17 protein-coding genes are annotated in these 18,826 nt (G+C 72.5%); 15 read left to right on the top strand and 2 right to left on the bottom strand.

All coding sequences use genetic code 11. The annotated features are described in order from the left end of the window. Positions 1-95: 95 nt before the first annotated feature. Positions 96-758, bottom strand: a complete 663-nt coding sequence (locus tag AC6I72_RS09045; protein WP_498000335.1) for a bifunctional DNA primase/polymerase — start codon at positions 756-758, stop codon at positions 96-98. A 446-nt stretch (positions 759-1,204) separates the two neighbouring features. On the opposite strand from AC6I72_RS09045, the gene nsdA reads away from it, so the two are divergent. From nsdA to ftsH, 6 genes are all read left to right on the top strand, one after another. Continuing rightward, positions 1,205-2,689, top strand: coding sequence for a transcriptional repressor NsdA (gene nsdA, locus AC6I72_RS09040; protein WP_498000334.1), 1,485 nt, complete (start codon positions 1,205-1,207; stop codon positions 2,687-2,689). 305 nt (positions 2,690-2,994) lie between these two features. Continuing rightward, positions 2,995-4,395: an ammonium transporter gene (locus AC6I72_RS09035; protein ID WP_498000333.1), complete on the top strand. Its 1,401-nt coding sequence runs from the start codon at positions 2,995-2,997 to the stop codon at positions 4,393-4,395. After that, positions 4,392-4,730, top strand: a complete 339-nt coding sequence (locus AC6I72_RS09030; protein WP_037862164.1) for a P-II family nitrogen regulator — start codon at positions 4,392-4,394, stop codon at positions 4,728-4,730. The genes AC6I72_RS09035 and AC6I72_RS09030 overlap by 4 nt, the downstream gene beginning before the upstream one ends. Positions 4,731-4,790: 60 nt before the next feature. Beyond that, a complete protein-coding gene (locus AC6I72_RS09025) occupies positions 4,791-7,256 on the top strand; it encodes a [protein-PII] uridylyltransferase (protein ID WP_498004630.1) in 2,466 nt (821 codons plus the stop codon). Positions 7,257-7,331: 75 nt separating this feature from the next. Further along, positions 7,332-8,879, top strand: coding sequence for a signal recognition particle protein (gene ffh / locus AC6I72_RS09020; RefSeq protein WP_498000332.1), 1,548 nt, complete (start codon positions 7,332-7,334; stop codon positions 8,877-8,879). 111 nt (positions 8,880-8,990) lie between these two features. After that, positions 8,991-10,937 carry an ATP-dependent zinc metalloprotease FtsH gene (ftsH, locus tag AC6I72_RS09015; protein ID WP_498000331.1) on the top strand — a complete coding sequence of 649 codons (1,947 nt, stop codon included), beginning with the start codon at positions 8,991-8,993 and terminating at the stop codon, positions 10,935-10,937. A gap of 7 nt (positions 10,938-10,944) precedes the next feature. Here ftsH and AC6I72_RS09010 read toward each other — a convergent pair whose 3' ends face one another. Then, on the bottom strand, positions 10,945-11,940 hold the full coding sequence (locus tag AC6I72_RS09010; RefSeq protein WP_498000330.1) for a class I SAM-dependent methyltransferase: 996 nt from the start codon (positions 11,938-11,940) through the stop codon (positions 10,945-10,947). A 532-nt stretch (positions 11,941-12,472) separates the two neighbouring features. Between AC6I72_RS09010 and AC6I72_RS09005 the strand changes: the two genes are divergently transcribed. From AC6I72_RS09005 to lepB (AC6I72_RS08965), 9 genes are all read left to right on the top strand, one after another. Beyond that, the gene (locus AC6I72_RS09005; RefSeq protein WP_037862167.1) at positions 12,473-13,072 is read left to right on the top strand and encodes a hypothetical protein; all 600 of its coding nucleotides are present in this window, start codon (positions 12,473-12,475) and stop codon (positions 13,070-13,072) included. Positions 13,073-13,348: 276 nt separating this feature from the next. Continuing rightward, the gene (gene rpsP, locus AC6I72_RS09000) at positions 13,349-13,768 is read left to right on the top strand and encodes a 30S ribosomal protein S16 (RefSeq protein ID WP_037862168.1); all 420 of its coding nucleotides are present in this window, start codon (positions 13,349-13,351) and stop codon (positions 13,766-13,768) included. 5 nt (positions 13,769-13,773) lie between these two features. Beyond that, positions 13,774-14,013: an RNA-binding protein gene (locus AC6I72_RS08995; RefSeq protein WP_108954184.1), complete on the top strand. Its 240-nt coding sequence runs from the start codon at positions 13,774-13,776 to the stop codon at positions 14,011-14,013. Positions 14,014-14,102: 89 nt separating this feature from the next. Further along, entirely contained in the window at positions 14,103-14,711 is a 609-nt protein-coding gene (gene rimM, locus AC6I72_RS08990; protein WP_498000329.1) for a ribosome maturation factor RimM, read from the top strand. Continuing rightward, the gene (gene trmD, locus AC6I72_RS08985) at positions 14,711-15,544 is read left to right on the top strand and encodes a tRNA (guanosine(37)-N1)-methyltransferase TrmD (protein ID WP_498000328.1); all 834 of its coding nucleotides are present in this window, start codon (positions 14,711-14,713) and stop codon (positions 15,542-15,544) included. Before rimM ends, trmD begins: the two co-directional genes overlap by 1 nt. A gap of 134 nt (positions 15,545-15,678) precedes the next feature. Beyond that, positions 15,679-16,029: a 50S ribosomal protein L19 gene (rplS, locus tag AC6I72_RS08980; protein ID WP_037862172.1), complete on the top strand. Its 351-nt coding sequence runs from the start codon at positions 15,679-15,681 to the stop codon at positions 16,027-16,029. Between the two features lie 45 nt (positions 16,030-16,074). Further along, entirely contained in the window at positions 16,075-16,806 is a 732-nt protein-coding gene (lepB, locus tag AC6I72_RS08975) for a signal peptidase I (protein WP_498000327.1), read from the top strand. Next, positions 16,799-17,938 (top strand): signal peptidase I, encoded by a 1,140-nt coding sequence (gene lepB, locus AC6I72_RS08970; protein WP_498000326.1) that lies wholly within the window; start codon positions 16,799-16,801, stop codon positions 17,936-17,938. The genes lepB (AC6I72_RS08975) and lepB (AC6I72_RS08970) overlap by 8 nt, the downstream gene beginning before the upstream one ends. After that, positions 17,916-18,788 (top strand): signal peptidase I, encoded by an 873-nt coding sequence (gene lepB / locus AC6I72_RS08965; RefSeq protein WP_498000325.1) that lies wholly within the window; start codon positions 17,916-17,918, stop codon positions 18,786-18,788. The genes lepB (AC6I72_RS08970) and lepB (AC6I72_RS08965) overlap by 23 nt, the downstream gene beginning before the upstream one ends. The last annotated feature ends 38 nt before the right edge of the window (positions 18,789-18,826 follow it).

The following is an 18,826-nucleotide window of genomic DNA, read 5'->3' as shown; positions in this document are numbered from 1 at the left end:
GAACCGTCCTGCGCGGGCACCCTCCGGGCCGGGCGGAACGGACCGCACCGGTCCCGGGAGCCCTCACCGACGGACCGCACCGGCCCCCGGCAGCCCTACCCCCGGGACCGGTGCGCCACATACGCCAGCGTGCCCAGCAGCAGGCGGGCCTCCGGGGGGTCGGCCGTGTCGAGCGCGGGGGAGCGGAGCCAGCGGGCGGGGCCCCGGCCGCCCCGGTCGGAGGGCGGCGCCGTGAGGTACGTTCCCGGGCCGAGGCCGCGCAGGTCGAGGGAGGCGGGGTCGTCCCAGCCCATGCGGTAGAGGAGTGCGGGCAGCTCGGCGGCGGCGCCGGGGGCGACGAAGAAGTGGACGCGGCCGTCCGGGGTCGCCGTCACCGGGCCGAGGGGCAGCCCCATGCGCTCCATCCGGGCCAGGGCGCTGCGTCCGGCGGGCTCGGCGACCTCGATCGCGTCGAACGCGCGCCCGACCGCCAGCATCACCGAGGCCCCCGGCAGCTTGGCCCACGCCCGGCTCACCTCGTCCAGCGTGGCCCCGGCCGGGATGCGGGGTGCGAACTCCAGCGGGTGCGCCCCCGGGGCCGGGCAGTCCGTGCGCCCGCAGGAACACGCGCCGCCCACGGCCCGCGCGCCGCGCACCACGTCCCAGCCCCACAGTCCCGTGTACTCGGCCACCGCGGTGCACTCCGACGAGCGGTACGACCGGCCGCGCCGCCGCGCGCCGGAGCGGATCTCGCGAATGCCGCCGATCGTGAACCCCATGCCCCCTCCAACGGATCCGTCCCCCCGATGGTTACGAGGCGGATGCGGAACGTGACGCTCTGTCCCCGCGGCGTCCCGTCGCCGTCCGGTGCGGGCGGCGCCCGGAAGTGACCCGGGTGGTGCGCGGGACGGCACGCGCCTGGTGGTGCACCGCTCCGCCCCGTCGCGGTTGTCCTATGTCAAGTGAATCGCGCCAACGCCACCGAGAGTTCATTCGTTGGGGTGGCGAATGGTGGCGTTTCTGAAATCGCCATGGCTGGGCCCGTGATCGTAGGATTACGGTGAGTGTGCGAGTCCTGGGGGCACATGCGCTCGTGGGTATGCCGGAGGCAAGTCGGCAGTCCGTTCGAAGGGTGGCGACCGCCGGACGGAAGGCGGTGCCGACCGGCATTCTGATAGGGCTTGGCGCACTCGGCGACAAGTGGTTCAGGAGTGGGGGCGTTCCAGTGAGCGGCAACGGCGGTGGCGGGACGAACGCAGCGAGTGCGGACAAGCGCCAGAACGAGCTGCTCGCCTCGTGGTTCGTGCGCAGCGGCTGGTCCAAGGGGGAACTGGCCCGCCAGGTCAACCGCCGGGCCCGCCAGCTGGGAGCGAACCACATCTCCACCGACACCTCGCGCGTGCGCCGCTGGCTGGACGGGGAGAACCCGCGCGAGCCGATCCCGCGGATCCTGTCCGAGCTGTTCTCCGAGCGCTTCGGCTGCGTCGTCTCCGTGGAGGACCTCGGGCTGCGCACGGCCCGCCAGACGCCCTCCGCGACCGGTGTCGACCTGCCCTGGACGGGCCCCCAGACCGTCGCCCTGCTCAGCGAGTTCTCCCGCAGCGACCTGATGCTGGCCCGGCGCGGCTTCCTCGGCAGCTCCCTGGTGCTGTCCGCCGGCCCCTCCCTCATCGAACCGCTCCAGCGCTGGCTGGTCCCCTCGCCCCCGGCCCCGCCGGCGCCCCCCGAGCCGGCCGCCGCGGCCCGCCGCCCCGGCCGCCTCTCCCGCCCCGAGCTGGAGCTGCTGGAGAGCACCACGGTGATGTTCCGCAAGTGGGACGCCCAGTGCGGCGGCGGACTGCGCCGCAAGGCCGTCGTCGGCCAGCTGCACGAGGTGACCGACCTCCTCCAGGAGCCCCAGTCGGAGGGCACCACCCGGCGCCTGTTCAAGGTCGCCGCGGAACTGGCCGAACTGGCCGGCTGGATGAGTTACGACGTCGGGCTCCAGCCCACCGCCCAGAAGTACTTCGTGCTCGCCCTGCACGCCGCCAAGGAGGCCGGCGACAAGCCGCTCGGCTCCTACGTGCTGTCCAGCATGAGCCGCCAGATGATCCACCTGGGCCGCCCCGACGACGCCCTGGAGCTGATCCACCTCGCGCAGTACGGCAGCCGCGACTGCGCCAGTCCGCGCACGCAGTCCATGCTGTATGCGATGGAGGCCCGCGCCTACGCCAACATGGGCCAGCCCGGCAAGTGCAAGCGGGCGGTGCGGATGGCCGAGGACGCCTTCACCGACGTGGACGACTGGGACGAGCCCGACCCCGACTGGATCCGCTTCTTCTCCGAGGCCGAGCTGTACGGCGAGAACTCCCACTCCTTCCGCGACCTCGCCTACGTCGCGGGCCGCAGCCCCACCTACGCGTCGCTGGCCGAGCCGCTGATGGAGAAGGCCGTGCAGCTCTTCGCCGAGGACGCCGAACACCAGCGCTCCTACGCGCTGAACCTGATCGGCATGGCCACCGTCCACCTCCTGCAGCGCGAGCCCGAGCAGAGCACGCGCTATGCCGCGCACGCGATGGAGGTGGCCAAGAAGGTCCGTTCCGAGCGCGTGAACACCCGTATCCGCAAGACCGTCGACAACGCCGTACGCGACTACGGCGACCTCGGTGAGGTCATCGACCTGACCGAGCAGCTCGCCGCCGAACTCCCCGAGACCGCCCAGGCGGTCTGACCGGGCCTGCGGGCAGGCCCCAGAACCCCGGCCGCGGCCGGCCCTCCCGAACCGCCCGACCCGGCTCCCCCGTGCCAGGTCACCGGAAGGCCGTCGCGGCCGGTTCGCCGTCCGCCCGCAATTCACCGACGCGTAACACACCAGGCGTCTTCGTCACCCCGGCGAAACAACGAGGGGCGTCCACGGAAACCGCGCTGCGCGAATCTCGTCGCGCAGAACCGGCCCACCCCTCATCCCCCGGCATCGCTGCCGGGGCCGCCAGGCTTCGCCCGCACGGGGCCGTACCAACCGACGAGGAGACGCCGATGGCACCAGCCATCATGCTTGCGGCGGACGCACCGAAGCTGTCGTCCGCCAACACAGGCTTCATGCTGATCTGTTCCGCCCTGGTGATGCTCATGACCCCGGGCCTGGCCTTCTTCTACGGAGGCATGGTCCGCGTCAAGAGCACCCTGAACATGCTGATGATGAGCTTCATCAGCCTCGGGATCATCACCCTCCTGTGGGTGCTCTACGGCTTCTCGATCGCCTTCGGCACCGACAAGGGCTCCCTCGTCGGCTGGACCTCCGGCTTCGTCGGCTTTTCCGGGATCGGCAAGGCCGACCTGTGGCCCGGCTACACCATCCCGGTCTTCGTCTTCGCCGTCTTCCAGCTGATGTTCGCGGTCATCACCCCGGCACTGATCAGCGGTGCGCTGGCGGACCGGGTGAAGTTCACCGCCTGGTCGCTGTTCGTGGTGCTGTGGGCGACGATCGTGTACTTCCCGGTCGCCCACTGGGTCTGGGGCAGCGGCGGCTGGGCCTTCGACCTCGGCGTGATCGACTTCGCCGGCGGCACCGCGGTGCACATCAACGCCGGTGCGGCGGCGCTCGGCGTGATCCTCGTCATCGGCAGGCGGTCCGGTTTCAAGAAGGACCCGATGCGCCCGCACAGCCTCCCCCTGGTGATGCTCGGCGCGGGACTGCTGTGGTTCGGCTGGTTCGGCTTCAACGCCGGCTCCTGGCTCGGCAACGACGACGGCGTCGGCCCGCTGATGTTCGTCAACACCCAGATCGCCACCGCCGCCGCCATGCTCGCCTGGCTCGGCTACGAGAAGATCCGGCACGGCGCGTGCACCACGCTGGGCGCCGCCTCCGGCGCCGTCGCCGGCCTGGTCGCCATCACCCCGTCCGGCGGCGCGGTCTCGCCGCTCGGCGCCATCGCGGTCGGCGCCGTCGCCGGTGTCCTGTGCGCCATGGCGGTCGGCCTGAAGTACCGGTTCGGCTACGACGACTCCCTCGACGTCGTCGGCGTCCACATGGTCGGCGGCATCATCGGCTCCCTCCTGGTCGGCCTCTTCGCCAGCGGCACCGGCCAGTCCGACGTCAAGGGCCTCTTCTACGGCGGCGGCCTGGACCAGTTCTGGAAGCAGTGCGCCGGGGTCTTCGCCGTCCTCGCCTACTCCCTGGTCGCCTCCGCCGTCCTCGCCTTCCTCATCGACAGGACGATCGGGATGCGGGTCACCGAGGACGAGGAGGTGTCCGGCATCGACCAGGCCGAGCACGCCGAGACGGCCTACGACTTCAGCGGCGCGGGCGGCGGTGTCGCGGGCACCGTCTCCGCCCTGGCCGCCGCCGCGGCGGGCCGGCAGAGCCGGCCGGACCCGCAGAGCACACCGGGCAAGCCGGACCAGCAGAGCACGCCGAGCAAGAAGGTGGACGCATGAAGATCATCACCGCCGTCGTCAAGCCCCACCGGCTCGACGAGATCAAGGAGGCCCTGCAGGCCTTCGGCGTCCACGGGCTCACCGTCACCGAGGCCAGCGGCTACGGCCGCCAGCGCGGACACACCGAGGTCTACCGCGGTGCCGAGTACACCGTCGACCTGGTGCCCAAGATCCGCATCGAGGTGCTGGCCGAGGACGACGACGCCGAAGAGCTGATCGAGGTCGTCGTCAAGGCGGCCCGCACGGGCAAGATCGGCGACGGGAAGGTCTGGTCCCTGCCCGTCGACACGGCGGTCCGGGTCCGCACCGGCGAGCGCGGCCCCGACGCGCTCTGACGGCTTCGGCGAGGAATCGAGGACAGGAGTCACCGGGTGACGGGCAAGAGCGAGAGCGATCTGACCGGCCGGACCGGCCGGACGGACGGGACGGGCCCGTCGCGACCCGCCGGCTACGCGGCGGCCCGGCTGCGCCTCCTCACCGAGGACGCGCGGTCCGGGCCGCCGCGCCGCGCGGCCCTCGCACAGCTCACCGACGACTGGCTCGCGCGGCTGTTCACCGCCGCCGCCGACGCCGAGGGCCTGACCGGCGTCTCCCTCGTCGCCGTCGGCGGCTACGGCCGCGGCGAGCTGTCCCCGCGCAGCGACCTCGACCTGCTCCTGCTGCACGGCGACGGCGACCCGTCCGCCGTCGCCGCCCTGGCCGACCGCCTCTGGTACCCCGTGTGGGACCTCGGCCTCGATCTCGACCACTCGGTACGCACACCGGCCCAGGCACGCGCAACGGCCGGCGGCGACCTCAGAGTCCAGCTCGGCCTGCTCGACGCCCGGCACCTGGCCGGCGACCCCGCCCTCACCGCCGGCCTCCGCACTGCGGTCCTCACCGACTGGCGCAACCAGGCCGCCCGCCGCCTCCCCGAACTGCGGGAACTGTGCGTCGAGCGCGCCGAACGCCAGGGCGAACTCCAGTACCTGCTGGAACCCGACCTCAAGGAGGCCCGCGGCGGCCTGCGCGACGCCACCGCCCTGCGCGCCGTGGCCGCCTCCTGGCTGGCCGACGCCCCCCGCGAAGGCCTCGCCGACGCGCGCCGCCGGCTGCTCGACGTACGCGACGCCCTGCACCTGGCCACCGGCCGCGCCGGCGACCGGCTCGCGCTGCAGGAGCAGGACCAGGTCGCCGCCGAGCTGGGCCTGCTCGACGCCGACACCCTGCTGCGCCAGGTGTACGAGGCGGCGCGCGTCATCTCGTACGCGAGCGACGTCACCTGGCGCGAAGTGGGGCGCGTACTCAAGGCCCGCGCCGTGCGGCCCCGGCTGCGCGCCCTGCTGGGCGGTGGCAGGCAGGGCGCCGAGCGGACCCCGCTCGCCGAAGGGGTGGTGGAACAGGAGGGCGAAGCGGTGCTCGCCCGCGCCGCGCGCCCCGAACGCGACCCCGTCCTCCCCCTGCGCGCCGCGGCCGCCGCCGCACAGGCCGGTCTCCCGCTCTCCCTGCACGCCGTGCGCCACCTCGCCGCCACCACGCGCCCCCTGCCCGCACCCTGGCCCGCCGAGGCCCGCGAACAACTCGTCACCCTCCTCGGCTCCGGCCGGCCCGCCGTGCAGGTCTGGGAGGCCCTGGAGGCGGAAGGGCTGGTCACCCGGCTGCTGCCCGACTGGGAACGGGTGCGCTGCCGCCCGCAGCGCAACGCCGTCCACGTCTGGACCGTCGACCGCCACCTCATCGAGACGGCCGTCCGCGCCTCCGCGCTCACCCGCCGCGTCGGCCGCCCCGACCTGCTCCTGGTCGCCGCGCTGCTGCACGACATCGGCAAGGGCTGGCCCGGCGACCACTCGGCCGTCGGCGCGACCATCGCCGCGGACGTCGCCGCGCGCATCGGCTTCGGCCCCGCCGACGCCGCCGTCCTCGCCACCCTCGTACGCCACCACCTGCTGCTCGTCGAGACCGCCACCCGGCGCGACCTCGACGACCCGGCCACCGTCCGCGCGGTCGCCGACGCGGTGGGCACCCGCGGCACCCTGGAGCTGCTGCACGCGCTGACCGAGGCGGACGCGCTGGCCACCGGCCCGGCCGCCTGGTCCTCCTGGCGGGGCTCCCTCGTCGCCGACCTGGTCCGCCGGGTCGCCGCGGTCCTCGCCGGGGACCTGCCCGACGGCTCCGGACCCGCCGCCGAACCCACCGCCGAGCAGGAACGCCTCGCCGTCGAGGCGCACCGCACGGACGGCCCGGTCCTGGCCCTGCGCACGCAGGGGAGCCCGCCCGCCGAGGAGCCCTCCGGCCCGGCCGAACCACTGGGCGTGGAACTTCTCATCGCCGTCCCCGACCAGCCCGGCGTGCTGCCCGCCGTCGCCGGGGTGCTCGCCGTGCACCGCCTCACCGTCCGCACCGCCGAACTGCGGACCGTGGACCTGCCCGACGGCTTCGGCGAACGCACCGTCCTGCTGCTGAACTGGCGGGTCGCCGCCGAGTACGGCTCGCTGCCCCAGGCCGCCCGGCTGCGCGCCGACCTCGTCCGGGCGCTGGACGGCTCCCTGGACATCGCCTCCCGGCTCGCCGAACGCGACGCCGCCCACCCGCGCCGCCGGGGCGTGGTGGCGCCCCCGCCGCGCGTGACCCTCGCCCCGGCCGCCTCCCGGCACGCCACCGTGATCGAGGTCCGCGCCCAGGACGCGCCGGGCCTGCTGTTCCGCATCGGCCGCGCCCTGGAGGAGGCGAAGGTACGGGTGCGCAGCGCCCACGTCAGCACGCTCGGCGCCAACGCGGTGGACGCCTTCTACGCCACGGGCCCGGCGGGCGAGCCGCTGCCGCAGGAGGAGGCGCTCTCCGTGGCGCGGCGGCTGGAGGAGACGCTGCGGGCCCGACCGTGACCCGGTTCTGCCCGGCCGGGATACCCTGGAGGGCGATTCCTTAAGCCATCCCCGACCCCGAGGACCGCGAGCGCCGTGTTCGACACTCTCTCCGATCGCCTGTCAGCGACTTTCAAGAACCTGCGCGGCAAGGGACGGCTCTCCGAGGCGGACATCGACGCCACCGCGCGCGAGATCCGCATCGCCCTCCTCGAAGCGGACGTGGCCCTCCCGGTCGTCCGGACGTTCATCAAGAACGTCAAGGAGCGCGCCCTGGGCGCCGAGGTCTCCCGGGCCCTGAACCCGGCCCAGCAGGTCCTGAAGATCGTCAACGACGAGCTGGTCACGATCCTCGGCGGCGAGACCCGCCGCCTCCGCTTCGCCAAGCAGCCGCCCACGGTGATCATGCTGGCCGGTCTGCAGGGTGCTGGTAAGACCACCCTGGCCGGAAAGCTCGGCAAGTGGCTCAAGGAGCAGGGGCACTCGCCGCTGCTGGTCGCCTGTGACCTCCAGCGGCCGAACGCCGTCAACCAGCTCAGCGTCGTCGCCGAACGCGCCGGCGTCGCGGTCTACGCGCCGGAGCCGGGCAACGGCGTGGGCGACCCGGTCAAGGTCGCCGAGGACTCCATCGACTTCGCGAAGTCCAAGGTCCACGACATCGTCGTCGTGGACACCGCCGGCCGCCTGGGCATCGACCAGGAGATGATGCAGCAGGCCGCGGACATCCGCGACGCGGTCCGGCCCGACGAGATCCTCTTCGTCGTCGACGCGATGATCGGCCAGGACGCGGTGAACACCGCGGAGGCCTTCCGCGACGGCGTCGGCTTCGACGGTGTGGTGCTCTCCAAGCTCGACGGCGACGCCCGCGGCGGTGCCGCCCTGTCGATCCGGCAGATCACCGGCAAGCCGATCATGTTCGCGTCCAACGGGGAGAAGCTCGACGACTTCGACGCCTTCCACCCGGACCGGATGGCCTCCCGCATCCTCGACATGGGTGACCTGCTCACCCTGATCGAGCAGGCGGAGAAGACGTTCAGTCAGGAAGAGGCCGAGAAGATGGCCTCCAAGCTGGCGTCCAAGAAGGGCCAGGACTTCACCCTGGACGACTTCCTGTCCCAGATGGAGCAGGTCAGGAAGATGGGCAGCATCAGCAAGCTGCTCGGGATGCTGCCCGGCATGGGGCAGATCAAGGACCAGATCAACAACCTCGACGAGCGGGACGTCGACCGCACCGCCGCGATCATCAAGTCCATGACCCCCGGCGAGCGCCAGGACCCGACGATCATCAACGGCTCGCGCCGCGCCCGTATCGCCAAGGGTTCCGGTGTCGAGGTCAGCGCCGTGAAGAACCTGGTGGAGCGGTTCTTCGAGGCCCGCAAGATGATGTCCCGCATGGCCCAGGGCGGTGGCATGCCCGGCATGCCGGGGATCCCGGGCATGGGCGGCGGCCCCGGCCGCAGCAAGAAGCAGCCGAAGAAGGCCAAGGGCAAGCAGCGCTCGGGCAACCCGATGAAGCGCAAGCAGCAGGAGCAGGAGGAGGCCGCGCGCCGCGCCGCGGCCGCCCAGGGCGGCGCCCTCGGCCTGCCGCAGCAGGGCGCCCAGGACTTCGAGCTGCCCGACGAGTTCAAGAAGTTCATGGGCTGACGGCCACCGCGGCCCGCCGCGGCCGTCGCAGGACACTGAGGGCGCCCCCCTGTCTCCCGGGGGGCGCCCTCAGCGCGTGCCAGGGCCCGCCAAGTGCCGTAACGTCCAGATATGAGCAATGCCGCGCCACCACGCAAGGCCCCTGACCAGCCGTGGCGCACCGAGGGCACCCCGGACGAGCCGCCCCGGCGGCCCGGCGGCAGACGGATGCGCGGCCGGTGGTGGGGCCTGCTCGTCACCGCGGTGATCGTCTTCCTGCTGGCCTACGGCGGGCTGAGCTACTACAGCACCGGCAACGAGCCGACCATCTCGTACACCGAGTTCAGCAGGCAGGTCGACGCGGGCAACGTCAGCAAGATCTACTCCAAGGGCGACGCCATCCAGGGGCAGCTCAAGAGCGCCCGGGACAGGCCGAGCGGCCACGGCACGTACACCAAGTTCAGGACCCAGCGCCCCGCCTTCGCCGACGACCGGCTCTGGCAGAGCCTGAGCGGCCACCACGTGACGGTGACCGCGCAGCCCGTCGTCCAGGAGCGCAGCTTCCTGTCCAACCTGCTGCTGTCGCTGGCCCCGATCGTCGTCATCGCCGCGCTGTGGATCTTCTTCGCCCGGCGGATCGGCTCCGGCCTCGGCGGACCCGGCGGCCTGCTGGGCCGCAAGACACCGCCGCGGCCGGTCGAACTGCAGCCCGGCACCCAGCGCACCACGTTCGCCGACGTGGCCGGCATCGACGAGGTCAAGGGCGAACTGGACGACGTCGTCGACTTCCTCAAGCACCCCGACGACTACCGCCGCATGGGCGCCAAGATGCCCCGCGGTGTGCTGCTCACCGGGCCGCCCGGCACCGGCAAGACGCTGCTGGCGCGGGCCGTCGCCGGTGAGGCGGGCGTGCCGTTCTTCTCCGCGTCCGCGTCCGAGTTCATCGAGATGATCGTCGGCGTCGGGGCCTCGCGGGTACGCGAACTGTTCGCGGAGGCACGCAAGGTGGCGCCCTCGATCGTCTTCATCGACGAGATCGACACCATCGGCCGGGCGCGCGGCGGCGGCGCGTCGATGGGCGGGCACGACGAGCGCGAACAGACCCTGAACCAGATCCTGACCGAGATGGACGGCTTCTCCGGCTCCGAGGGCGTGATCGTGCTGGCAGCGACCAACCGCGCCGACGTCCTGGACCCCGCGCTCACCCGGCCCGGCCGGTTCGACCGGGTGGTGAGCGTCGCGCCCCCCGACCGCGGCGGCCGCGAGGCCATCTTGCGCATCCACACCCGTGAGATCCCCCTCGCGCCGGGCGTGGACCTGGTCCGGGTGGCCCGTACGACCCCGGGCATGACCGGTGCGGAACTGGCCAATCTCGCCAACGAGGCCGCCCTGCTCGCGGTCAAGCGGCGCCAGCGCGAGGTGACGCAGGCCGACTTCTCCGAGGCGCTGGAGAAGGTGCAGCTCGGCGCCGAACGCGCCCTGGTGATGCCCGAGGAGGAACGCCGGCGCACCGCCTACCACGAGAGCGGCCACGCCCTGCTCGGCATGCTCCAGCCCGGCGCCGACCCGGTCCGCAAGATCACCATCGTCCCGCGCGGCAGGGCGCTCGGCGTGACCCTGTCCACACCGGAGTCGGACAAGTACGCGTACACGGAGGAGTACCTGCGCGGCCGGATCATCGGCGCGCTCGGCGGCATGGCGGCCGAGCACGTCGTCTACGACGTCATCACGACCGGTTCGGAGAGCGACCTGGAACAGGTCACCAACATCGCGCGCGGGATGGTGGCCCGCTGGGGGATGAGCGAGCACCTGGGCCGGCTGTCCGCCCTGCCCAACGACGCCCAGCAGGCCTACGGGCTCTCCGCCGCGCCGCAGACCCTGGACGCCATCGACACCGAGATGCGGCGCATCGTCGACGAGTGCTACGACGAGGCGTGCCGCAAACTGCGCGAGCACCGGCCGCAACTGGACGCGCTGGCCGAGGCCCTGCTGGAGAACGAGACGCTGGAGGAGGCCGACGCCTACCGGGTCGCCGGCATCACCCGCCTGAAGAAGGACCTGGAGGCGGAGGCGGAGTGAGGCGGGGCTACGGCGTCCGCGCGATCAGGTAGCGGAAGACGTTGGGCAGCCACACCGTCCCGTCGCGCCGCTGGTGGGCGTGCAGGGCCTCGGTCAGCTCCTTGCCGACCTGGTCGGGTCCGGCGGCCTCGACGGCCGCGTCGAACAGGCCCGTGGAGAGCATGCCGCGCACCGCGCTGTCCAGGTCGGCGTAGCCGAACGGGCATGCGACGCGTCCGGAGCCGTCCGGGCGCAGTCCGGCGCGGCGGGCCACGTCCTCCAGGCCGTCGCGCGCGACGGGGGGCGGGTCGGTGGCCCGGGTGGCCGCGCGCAGCACGGCCGACGCCGCGCACCGCTCCGGCGGCCCCCAGCCCGCCAGCACCACCGGCGCTCCGTGCTCGGCGAGCGGGACCGCCGCCGCGAGCGGCCCGGCAGGGTCCTGGGCGTCGCCCGCGAGGCACCCGAGGGGCTCGAAGGCGGTGACGAGGGTGTAGGGCGCGGCGCCCGGTGCCGGGCCAGCCGCCACGTCCGCACCGAGGGGGCTGTGGGTGGCGTAGCCGTCGTGGACACCGGCGGCGCCGGGGTTGCCGGGGTTGCCAGGGACACCGTGGGTCCCGGCGGTGCCGCGGGTCCCGTCGCGGTCCGCGCCGGACGGTGCACCGCCGATGACGTCCGGGACCGGCCCCTGGACGATCCGGGCGTCCGCACGCGCGTGCGTGCCCGACGCTCCGGGGGCCTCGGGCAGCAGCCGCTGCCGTGCCAGGGCCAGCCGCTCGGGGCAGGAGTCGACGCCGGTGACCGCCGCCCCTCTGGCGGACGCCATGAGCAGGGCGAGCCCGGACCCGCAGCCGAGGGCCAGCAGCCGCGTGCCGGTGCCCACCTCCAGCCGCTCGTAGACGGCCTCGTAGAGCGGCACCAGCACCCGCTCCTGGATCTCCGACCAGTCACGCGCGCGTGCACGCAGGTCCACCCCGGGCGCGGGGCCCGCGTGAGGCAGGTGCTGACGCACGAGCGTAGGTGTCATGGATAAGCGCCCCAATCCGCCGAGAATTGCCGCTGTGCCGATTCCGTGGCCCCCGTGCAGTGCGCGCGCACTTCCGTATGTCAGGTAACTCCCCGCTCCGCATGGCGTCCAGGGGTCGTGAGGGCCTCTTCGTCCGTTCCGGGCCTCTCGCCCGGAGATTTCACATCCCGGAAACCCGGGCCTTGCCGTCACGTCGCGGACGGCCGGGGGTGGGGTGGTGCGGGACACCTGGGGCGCGCCCGGTAACGTCACCGTCGCCGCGCACGCTCACCGCGTACAGCCTTCCGCCGGGGAAGCGGCCGAAACGTCTCTTGTACACCGCGCGCGTACCTGTGCACCGGCGTGCGTCACGTTCTACGCGCCGGTGCGTATGCGGGGCTACGCACCACCTTGGTATCAGCTGTGAGGCTTCTCCGCAGATCAGCGCACCCGCCCTCGTCAGGACGCATCAGCGGCAACTGACGGGTACGTGCAAATTATTTGGGATGCCCCGGAATAGGAACACAGTGGCACTCCCGCTCGTTGTCATTACGTGAGCACGACACAGACACCACCTGTTCTCGCAGCGGAGCTGGCGCAGGCGTGGGCCGACATTCAGCGGTACCACCCCGAGCTGCCCGATCTCGCCGCCCCCGAGTCCCTGATCGGGGAGTCGTCGTCCGCGTGCGGGCACGAGCTCTCCTTCGAGCGACTGCTCCACGAGGCAGTCCATGGCATCGCCGCCGCCCGCGGGGTGCGCGACACCTCCCGCGCCGGCCGCTACCACAACCGCCGGTTCCTGGCCATCGCCGAGGAGCTGGGCCTCGACCACCCGGACGAGCCGCACCCCAGCAGCGGCTTCTCCCTGGTCACGCTCAGCCCCGAGGCCAAGCGCCGCTACCGCCCGACGATCGAGCGCCTCCAGCGCGCCCTGAAGGCGCACACGGCGGCCACCACCGCCGACACCGGCCGCAGCTTCCGCGGCCCGGCCGCCCGCCACGGCTCCTCCGGCGGCGGGGTCCGGGTCAAGGCCGTCTGCGACTGCGGGCGCAACGTACGCGTCGTCCCCTCGGTCCTGGCCCAGGCCCCGATCGTGTGCGGCGGGTGCGGCAAGCCGTTCCGGATCCCGGAGGTCGTGGGCGCGGCGGGCTGAGAGCGCGGCTGCTCGTGGCAGCCGCGCTCCGGCCGCAGGCCGCCGGCCCGGGCACGACGGCACCCGGCCGCCGGGTGCCCCTGTGGCGTGCCCCGGCGGCGCCCTACCCTGCGCCGGGAGGGTGCCGCCGGGTATGGCACAATGGCTAGCTGTACTCGACAGCCGCACAGGACCCCTCTCTCCTCCGGCTGACGCGTCCATCGGGCATTCGGGTACCGCAACCCCACGCGGCGTCCCGCCGTGCCCCACCACGTCAATCCAGGAGAACCCACTCCCGTGGCAGTCAAGATCAAGCTGAAGCGTCTGGGCAAGATCCGTTCGCCTCACTACCGCATCGTCGTCGCCGACTCCCGTACCCGCCGTGACGGCCGGGCCATCGAGGAGATCGGTCTGTACCACCCGGTGCAGAACCCCTCGCGCATCGAGGTCGACGCCGAGCGCGTGGCGTACTGGCTCGGCGTCGGCGCCCAGCCGACCGAGCCCGTGCTCGCCATCCTGAAGAAGACCGGCGACTGGCAGAAGTTCAAGGGCGAGCCCGCCCCGGCGCCCCTGCTGCAGCCGCAGGAGAAGGCCGCCCGTCCGTCGTTCGAGTCGCTCGGCGGCGAGGACGAGGGCAAGGGTGAGGCCATCACCCAGAAGAAGAAGGCTGAGAAGAAGGACGAGGCCGCTGCCGAGTCCGAGTCCACCGAGGCCTGAGCAGCATGCTCGAAGAGGCGCTTGAGCACCTCGTGAAGGGCATCGTCGACAACCCTGACGATGTGCAGGTCGCCTCGCGCGACCTGCGTCGCGGACGTGTGCTCGAGGTGCGGGTCCACCCCGACGACCTCGGCAAGGTGATCGGCCGCAACGGTCGCACCGCACGCGCCCTGCGCACCGTCGTGGGCGCCATCGGCGGCCGGGGCGTCCGCGTCGACCTCGTCGATGTGGACGACGTCCGCTGACGCTTCATCGCATCGCAACCGGCTCGGGCCGGGGAGGGCCGTCAAGGGCCTTCCCCGGCCCGTAGTCGTACGACAGGAGATCTGGACACGTGCAGCTGGTAGTCGCACGGATCGGCCGCGCCCACGGCATCAAGGGCGAGGTCACCGTCGAGGTACGTACCGACGAGCCGGAACTCAGGCTCGCGCCCGGCGCCGTACTCGCCACCGATCCCGCCTCGGCGGGACCGCTCACCATCGAGACGGGCCGCGTCCACAGCGGACGCCTCCTGCTGCGGTTCGAGGGCGTCGCCGACCGCACCGCCGCCGAGGCGCTGCGCAACACCCTCCTCATCGCGGACGTCGACCCGGACGAGCTGCCCGAGGAGGAGGACGAGTACTACGACCACCAGCTGATCGACCTCGACGTGGTCACCGAGGACGGCACGGAGGTCGGCCGGATCACCGAGATCTCGCACCTGCCCTCCCAGGACCTGTTCATCGTCGAGCGCGCCGACGGCAGCGAGGTGATGATCCCGTTCGTGCAGGAGATCGTCACCGAGATCGACCTGGAGGAGCAGCGGGCCGTCATCGCCCCGCCGCCGGGCCTGATCGACGACCGCGCCGAGATCGCCTCCGCCCGGGGCGAGGAGGGCTCCGACGCCGGATCCGGCGGTTCCGGCGGCGCCTCCGCCGACGGCGGCTCGGGAGAAGCCTCCTGATGCGCCTCGACGTCGTCACGATCTTCCCCGAGTACCTCGAACCGCTGAACGTCTCCCTCGTCGGCAAGGCACGCGCGCGCGGACAGCTGGACGTGCACGTGCACGATCTGCGCGGCTGGACGCACGACCGCCACAACACGGTCGACGACACGCCCTACGGCGGCGGCCCCGGCATGGTCATGAAGACCGAACCGTGGGGCGACGCCCTGGACAGCGTCCTGGCCGACGGCTACGAGACGGGCTCCCGCGCGCCCGCGCTGATCGTCCCGACCCCCAGCGGCCGCCCCTTCAGCCAGGAACTCGCCGTCGAGCTGTCCGAGCGCCCCTGGCTGATCTTCACCCCGGCCCGCTACGAGGGCATCGACCGCCGCGTCATGGACGAGTACGCCACCCGGATACCCGTCTACGAGGTGTCCATCGGCGACTACGTCCTCGCCGGCGGGGAGGCGGCCGTCCTGGTCGTCACCGAGGCCGTGGCCCGTCTGCTGCCCGGCGTCCTCGGCAACGCCGAGTCGCACCGGGACGACTCCTTCGCGCCCGGGGCCATGGCGAGCCTCCTGGAGGGCCCCGTCTACACCAAGCCGCCCCTGTGGCGCGGCCGGGACATCCCCGACGTGCTGCTCAGCGGCCACCACGGGAAGATCGCCCGCTGGCGCCGCGACGAGGCGCTGCGGCGCACCACGGCCAACCGGCCCGACCTCATCGAGCGCTGCGCCCCCGCGGCCTTCGACAAGAAGGACCGCGAGATGCTGTCCATCCTGGGCTGGTCGCCCGACCCGGCGGGGGAGCCGTACGGCCGATTTTGGCGCAGGACCGGCGACGTGGAAGAATAAGCCGCTGCTGTGTGCTGTCCGGCGGGCGCCCCTGCCACAGGGGGACACGACGACCGCCCCGACCGCCCGGCAGACCTTCTGGAAAATCCTAGTTGCCGTTGATGACCTGTGGCATCAGCGAAGAAAGCAGAGACATGTCTCACCTGCTCGACACCGTCGACGCCGCGTCGATCCGCGACGACATCCCGGCCTTCCGCCCGGGTGACACCGTCAACGTGCACGTCCGCGTCATCGAGGGCAACCGCTCCCGTGTGCAGCAGTTCAAGGGCGTGGTGATCCGTCGCCAGGGTTCCGGCGTGCGCGAGACCTTCACGGTCCGCAAGGTCTCGTTCTCCGTCGGCGTCGAGCGCACCTTCCCGGTGCACACCCCGATCGTCGAGAAGATCGAGCTGGTCACCCGTGGTGACGTGCGCCGCGCCAAGCTGTACTACCTCCGTGAGCTGCGCGGCAAGGCCGCGAAGATCAAGGAGAAGCGCGACAACTGAGCGCTTTCGGGGGTTCACATCGGGGCGGGATAGCATTCCGCCCCGATGGACACCGAAGCACAGCCGACCGAGCGCGACCGCTCCTCCCGCCCTTTCGCTGCCGGATCCGAACGGACTCCGGACACGCAGGGACCGGAGGACCGGTCGCGTTCGTCGTTGGCGGCGCGGCTCACCGGCCGCGTCCCCGGCGGGTGGATCACCCTGTCCGCGCTGACCGGCCTGGTCCTCCTGCTGCTCCTCAACGCGTTCGTGGTGCAGCCGTTCCAGATCCCCAGCGGGTCCATGGAGCCGGGACTGAGGATCGGGGACCGGATCCTCGTCGACAAGGTGGCCTACCGTTTCGGTGCCGGACCGCGGCGCGGTGACGTCGTCGTGTTCGACGGCACCGGGTACTTCGGGGACGCCGACTACGTCAAACGCGTGGTGGGTGTGGGGGGAGACCACGTGGTCTGCTGCGACGAGAAGGGCAGGATCGAGGTGAACGGAGAGCCGGTCGACGAGACGGCGTTCCTTCATCCGGGTGACAGTCCCTCCGCGGTGCCCTTCGACGTCGTGGTGCCGCAGGGCACGCTGTTCGTCCTCGGCGACCACCGCGGCGACTCCAGCGACTCGCGCGACCACCTGGGCTCCCCGGGCGGCGGCATGGTCCCGGTGGGGGACGTGATAGGCCGGGCCGACTGGATCGCCTGGCCCCTCGGTCACTGGACCCGTCTCACCCGGCCCGGTGCCTACGCGCGCGTGCCCGCTCCCGCCCCGGGGGGCGGTGGCCATGGGTAACCGCGGCAGACCGCGCGGCGCGCAGCCCGGCCCCGCCGACGACCCGCTGCCCACCGGGGTCCGGCGGCCGGCGAGCCCGGCCGGCGGGCGCACCCGGGCGGAGCGGCGCAAGCTGCAGCGCAAGGTCAAGCGCAAGCGCCGGCGCTCCGCCGTACGGGAGATCCCGCTCCTGGTCGGCGTGGCCGTCCTCATAGCGCTGGTGCTGAAGACCTTCCTCGTGCAGGCGTTCGTGATCCCGTCGGGCTCCATGGAGCAGACGATCCGCATCGGGGACCGGGTCCTCGTCGACAAGCTCACCCCCTGGTTCGGCGCCGAGCCGAAACGCGGGGACGTCGTCGTCTTCCGGGATCCGGGCGGCTGGCTGGCCGGCGAGGAGACCGCGAAGAAGAACGACCCGATCGTGGTCAAGCAGGTAAAGGAGGCCCTCACCTTCATCGGCCTGCTGCCCTCCGACGACGAGAAGGACCTGATCAAGCGGGTCATCGGGGTCGGCGGCGACCACGTCAAGTGCTGCGACAAGCAGGGGCGGGTGACCGTCAACGGCGTTCCCCTGAACGAGGGGGACTACCTCTATCCGGACAACGCCCCCTCCGACACCCCCTTCGACATCACGGTCCCCGAGGGCCGGCTGTGGGTGATGGGCGACCACCGGGGCAACTCCGCCGACTCCCGCGCCCACCGCGACACCGCGTACGGCGGCACGGTCTCGGAGAAGTCCGTGGTGGGACGGGCCCTGGTGATCGGCTGGCCCTTCGGCCACTGGGCCACGCTGCGGGAGCCGCAGACCTTCGCCGCGGTCTCCGACTCGGCGGCCGGGTCGGACGCCGCCGGGCCGCCGTCGCATAGGGTTGCCCCCTACGATCCCAACAGATCGGTTCAACTCCCGAGCCCTGCGGAACTCCCGCTCGTTATGGGAGTGGTGGGCCTGCGCCGTGGACGGGGCAGGCGGTGGCGCGGAGTGAGGAGTTGGCGTGGGGGATGTGGCGGTTGGCGCACGGTCCGGCAGCGACGGCGAGGAGCACCGCGGACACCCCGTGGACGCGGCGGCCCCTGCCCCGGACAACGCCGTGACCTCCGGGAACGAGAGCACGACAGCCGAGGACGGCACGGTGACGGAGCACAACCACAGTGATGAGCAGGCCCCCGGCACAGGCGCCCCGGAGGCGAGGAAGCCGCGGTCCTTCTGGAAGGAACTGCCGATCCTGATCGTCATCGCCCTGGTGCTGGCGCTCCTGATCAAGACGTTCCTGGTCCAGGCGTTCTCCATCCCGTCCGACTCGATGCAGAACACCCTCCAGCGCGGTGACCGGGTCCTGGTCGACAAGCTGACCCCGTGGTTCGGTTCCGAACCAGACCGCGGCGAGGTCGTCGTCTTCCACGACCCGGACGACTGGCTGGCCGGCGAGCCGACGGCCAAGCCCAACGCGCTGCAGACCGTGCTCAGCTGGATCGGCCTGATGCCGTCCGCGGAGGAGAAGGACCTGATCAAGCGGGTCATCGGGGTCGGCGGCGACACCGTCGAGTGCAACGGCACGGGCCCCCTGAAGGTCAACGGCAAGGCGCTGAACGAGCCTTACGTCTACCCGGGCAACACCCCGTGCAGCCAGGACGACCAGGGCGGCCAGTTCAAGGTCAAGGTGCCCGAGGGCTTCATCTGGGTCATGGGCGACCACCGGCAGAACTCCCGGGACTCGCGCTACAACCAGGCCGACAAGAACCACGGCATGGTCCCGGTCAAGGAGGTCGTGGGCCGTGCCATCGTGCGCGCCTGGCCGGTCAACCGCTGGGGCACCCTCCCCGTCCCGGACACCTTCGACCAGCAGGGCATCGGACAGCAGCCCTCGGCGGCCGGCGCGCTGACGGTGGCCCCCGGCGGGGTGGCGCTCACCGCCGCGGTGCCGCTCGTCGTCTGGCGGCGCAAGCGGACCCTGAAGCCGCAGACCGGCACCGGCACCCCGACCACGGCGGCCGGGAGCCGCTGAACCGCACCGGTACGCCGACGGCGGCGACCGCTCGCCTC

This window comes from Streptomyces sp. Xyl84 (assembly GCF_059731885.1).
This window is presented reverse-complemented; position numbering and strand designations above follow the sequence as displayed.

Coding starts and splice junctions, on each gene's coding strand:
- AC6I72_RS09045 (WP_498000335.1), bottom strand. CDS start 758: ATGGGGTTCACGATCGGCGGCATTCGCGAGATCCGCTCCGGCGCGCGG.
- AC6I72_RS09035 (WP_498000333.1), top strand. CDS start 2,995: ATGGCACCAGCCATCATGCTTGCGGCGGACGCACCGAAGCTGTCGTCC.
- AC6I72_RS09030 (WP_037862164.1), top strand. CDS start 4,392: ATGAAGATCATCACCGCCGTCGTCAAGCCCCACCGGCTCGACGAGATC.
- ftsH (WP_498000331.1), top strand. CDS start 8,991: ATGAGCAATGCCGCGCCACCACGCAAGGCCCCTGACCAGCCGTGGCGC.
- AC6I72_RS09010 (WP_498000330.1), bottom strand. CDS start 11,940: ATGACACCTACGCTCGTGCGTCAGCACCTGCCTCACGCGGGCCCCGCG.
- AC6I72_RS08995 (WP_108954184.1), top strand. CDS start 13,774: ATGCTCGAAGAGGCGCTTGAGCACCTCGTGAAGGGCATCGTCGACAAC.
- trmD (WP_498000328.1), top strand. CDS start 14,711: ATGCGCCTCGACGTCGTCACGATCTTCCCCGAGTACCTCGAACCGCTG.
- rplS (WP_037862172.1), top strand. CDS start 15,679: ATGTCTCACCTGCTCGACACCGTCGACGCCGCGTCGATCCGCGACGAC.
- lepB (WP_498000327.1), top strand. CDS start 16,075: ATGGACACCGAAGCACAGCCGACCGAGCGCGACCGCTCCTCCCGCCCT.
- lepB (WP_498000326.1), top strand. CDS start 16,799: ATGGGTAACCGCGGCAGACCGCGCGGCGCGCAGCCCGGCCCCGCCGAC.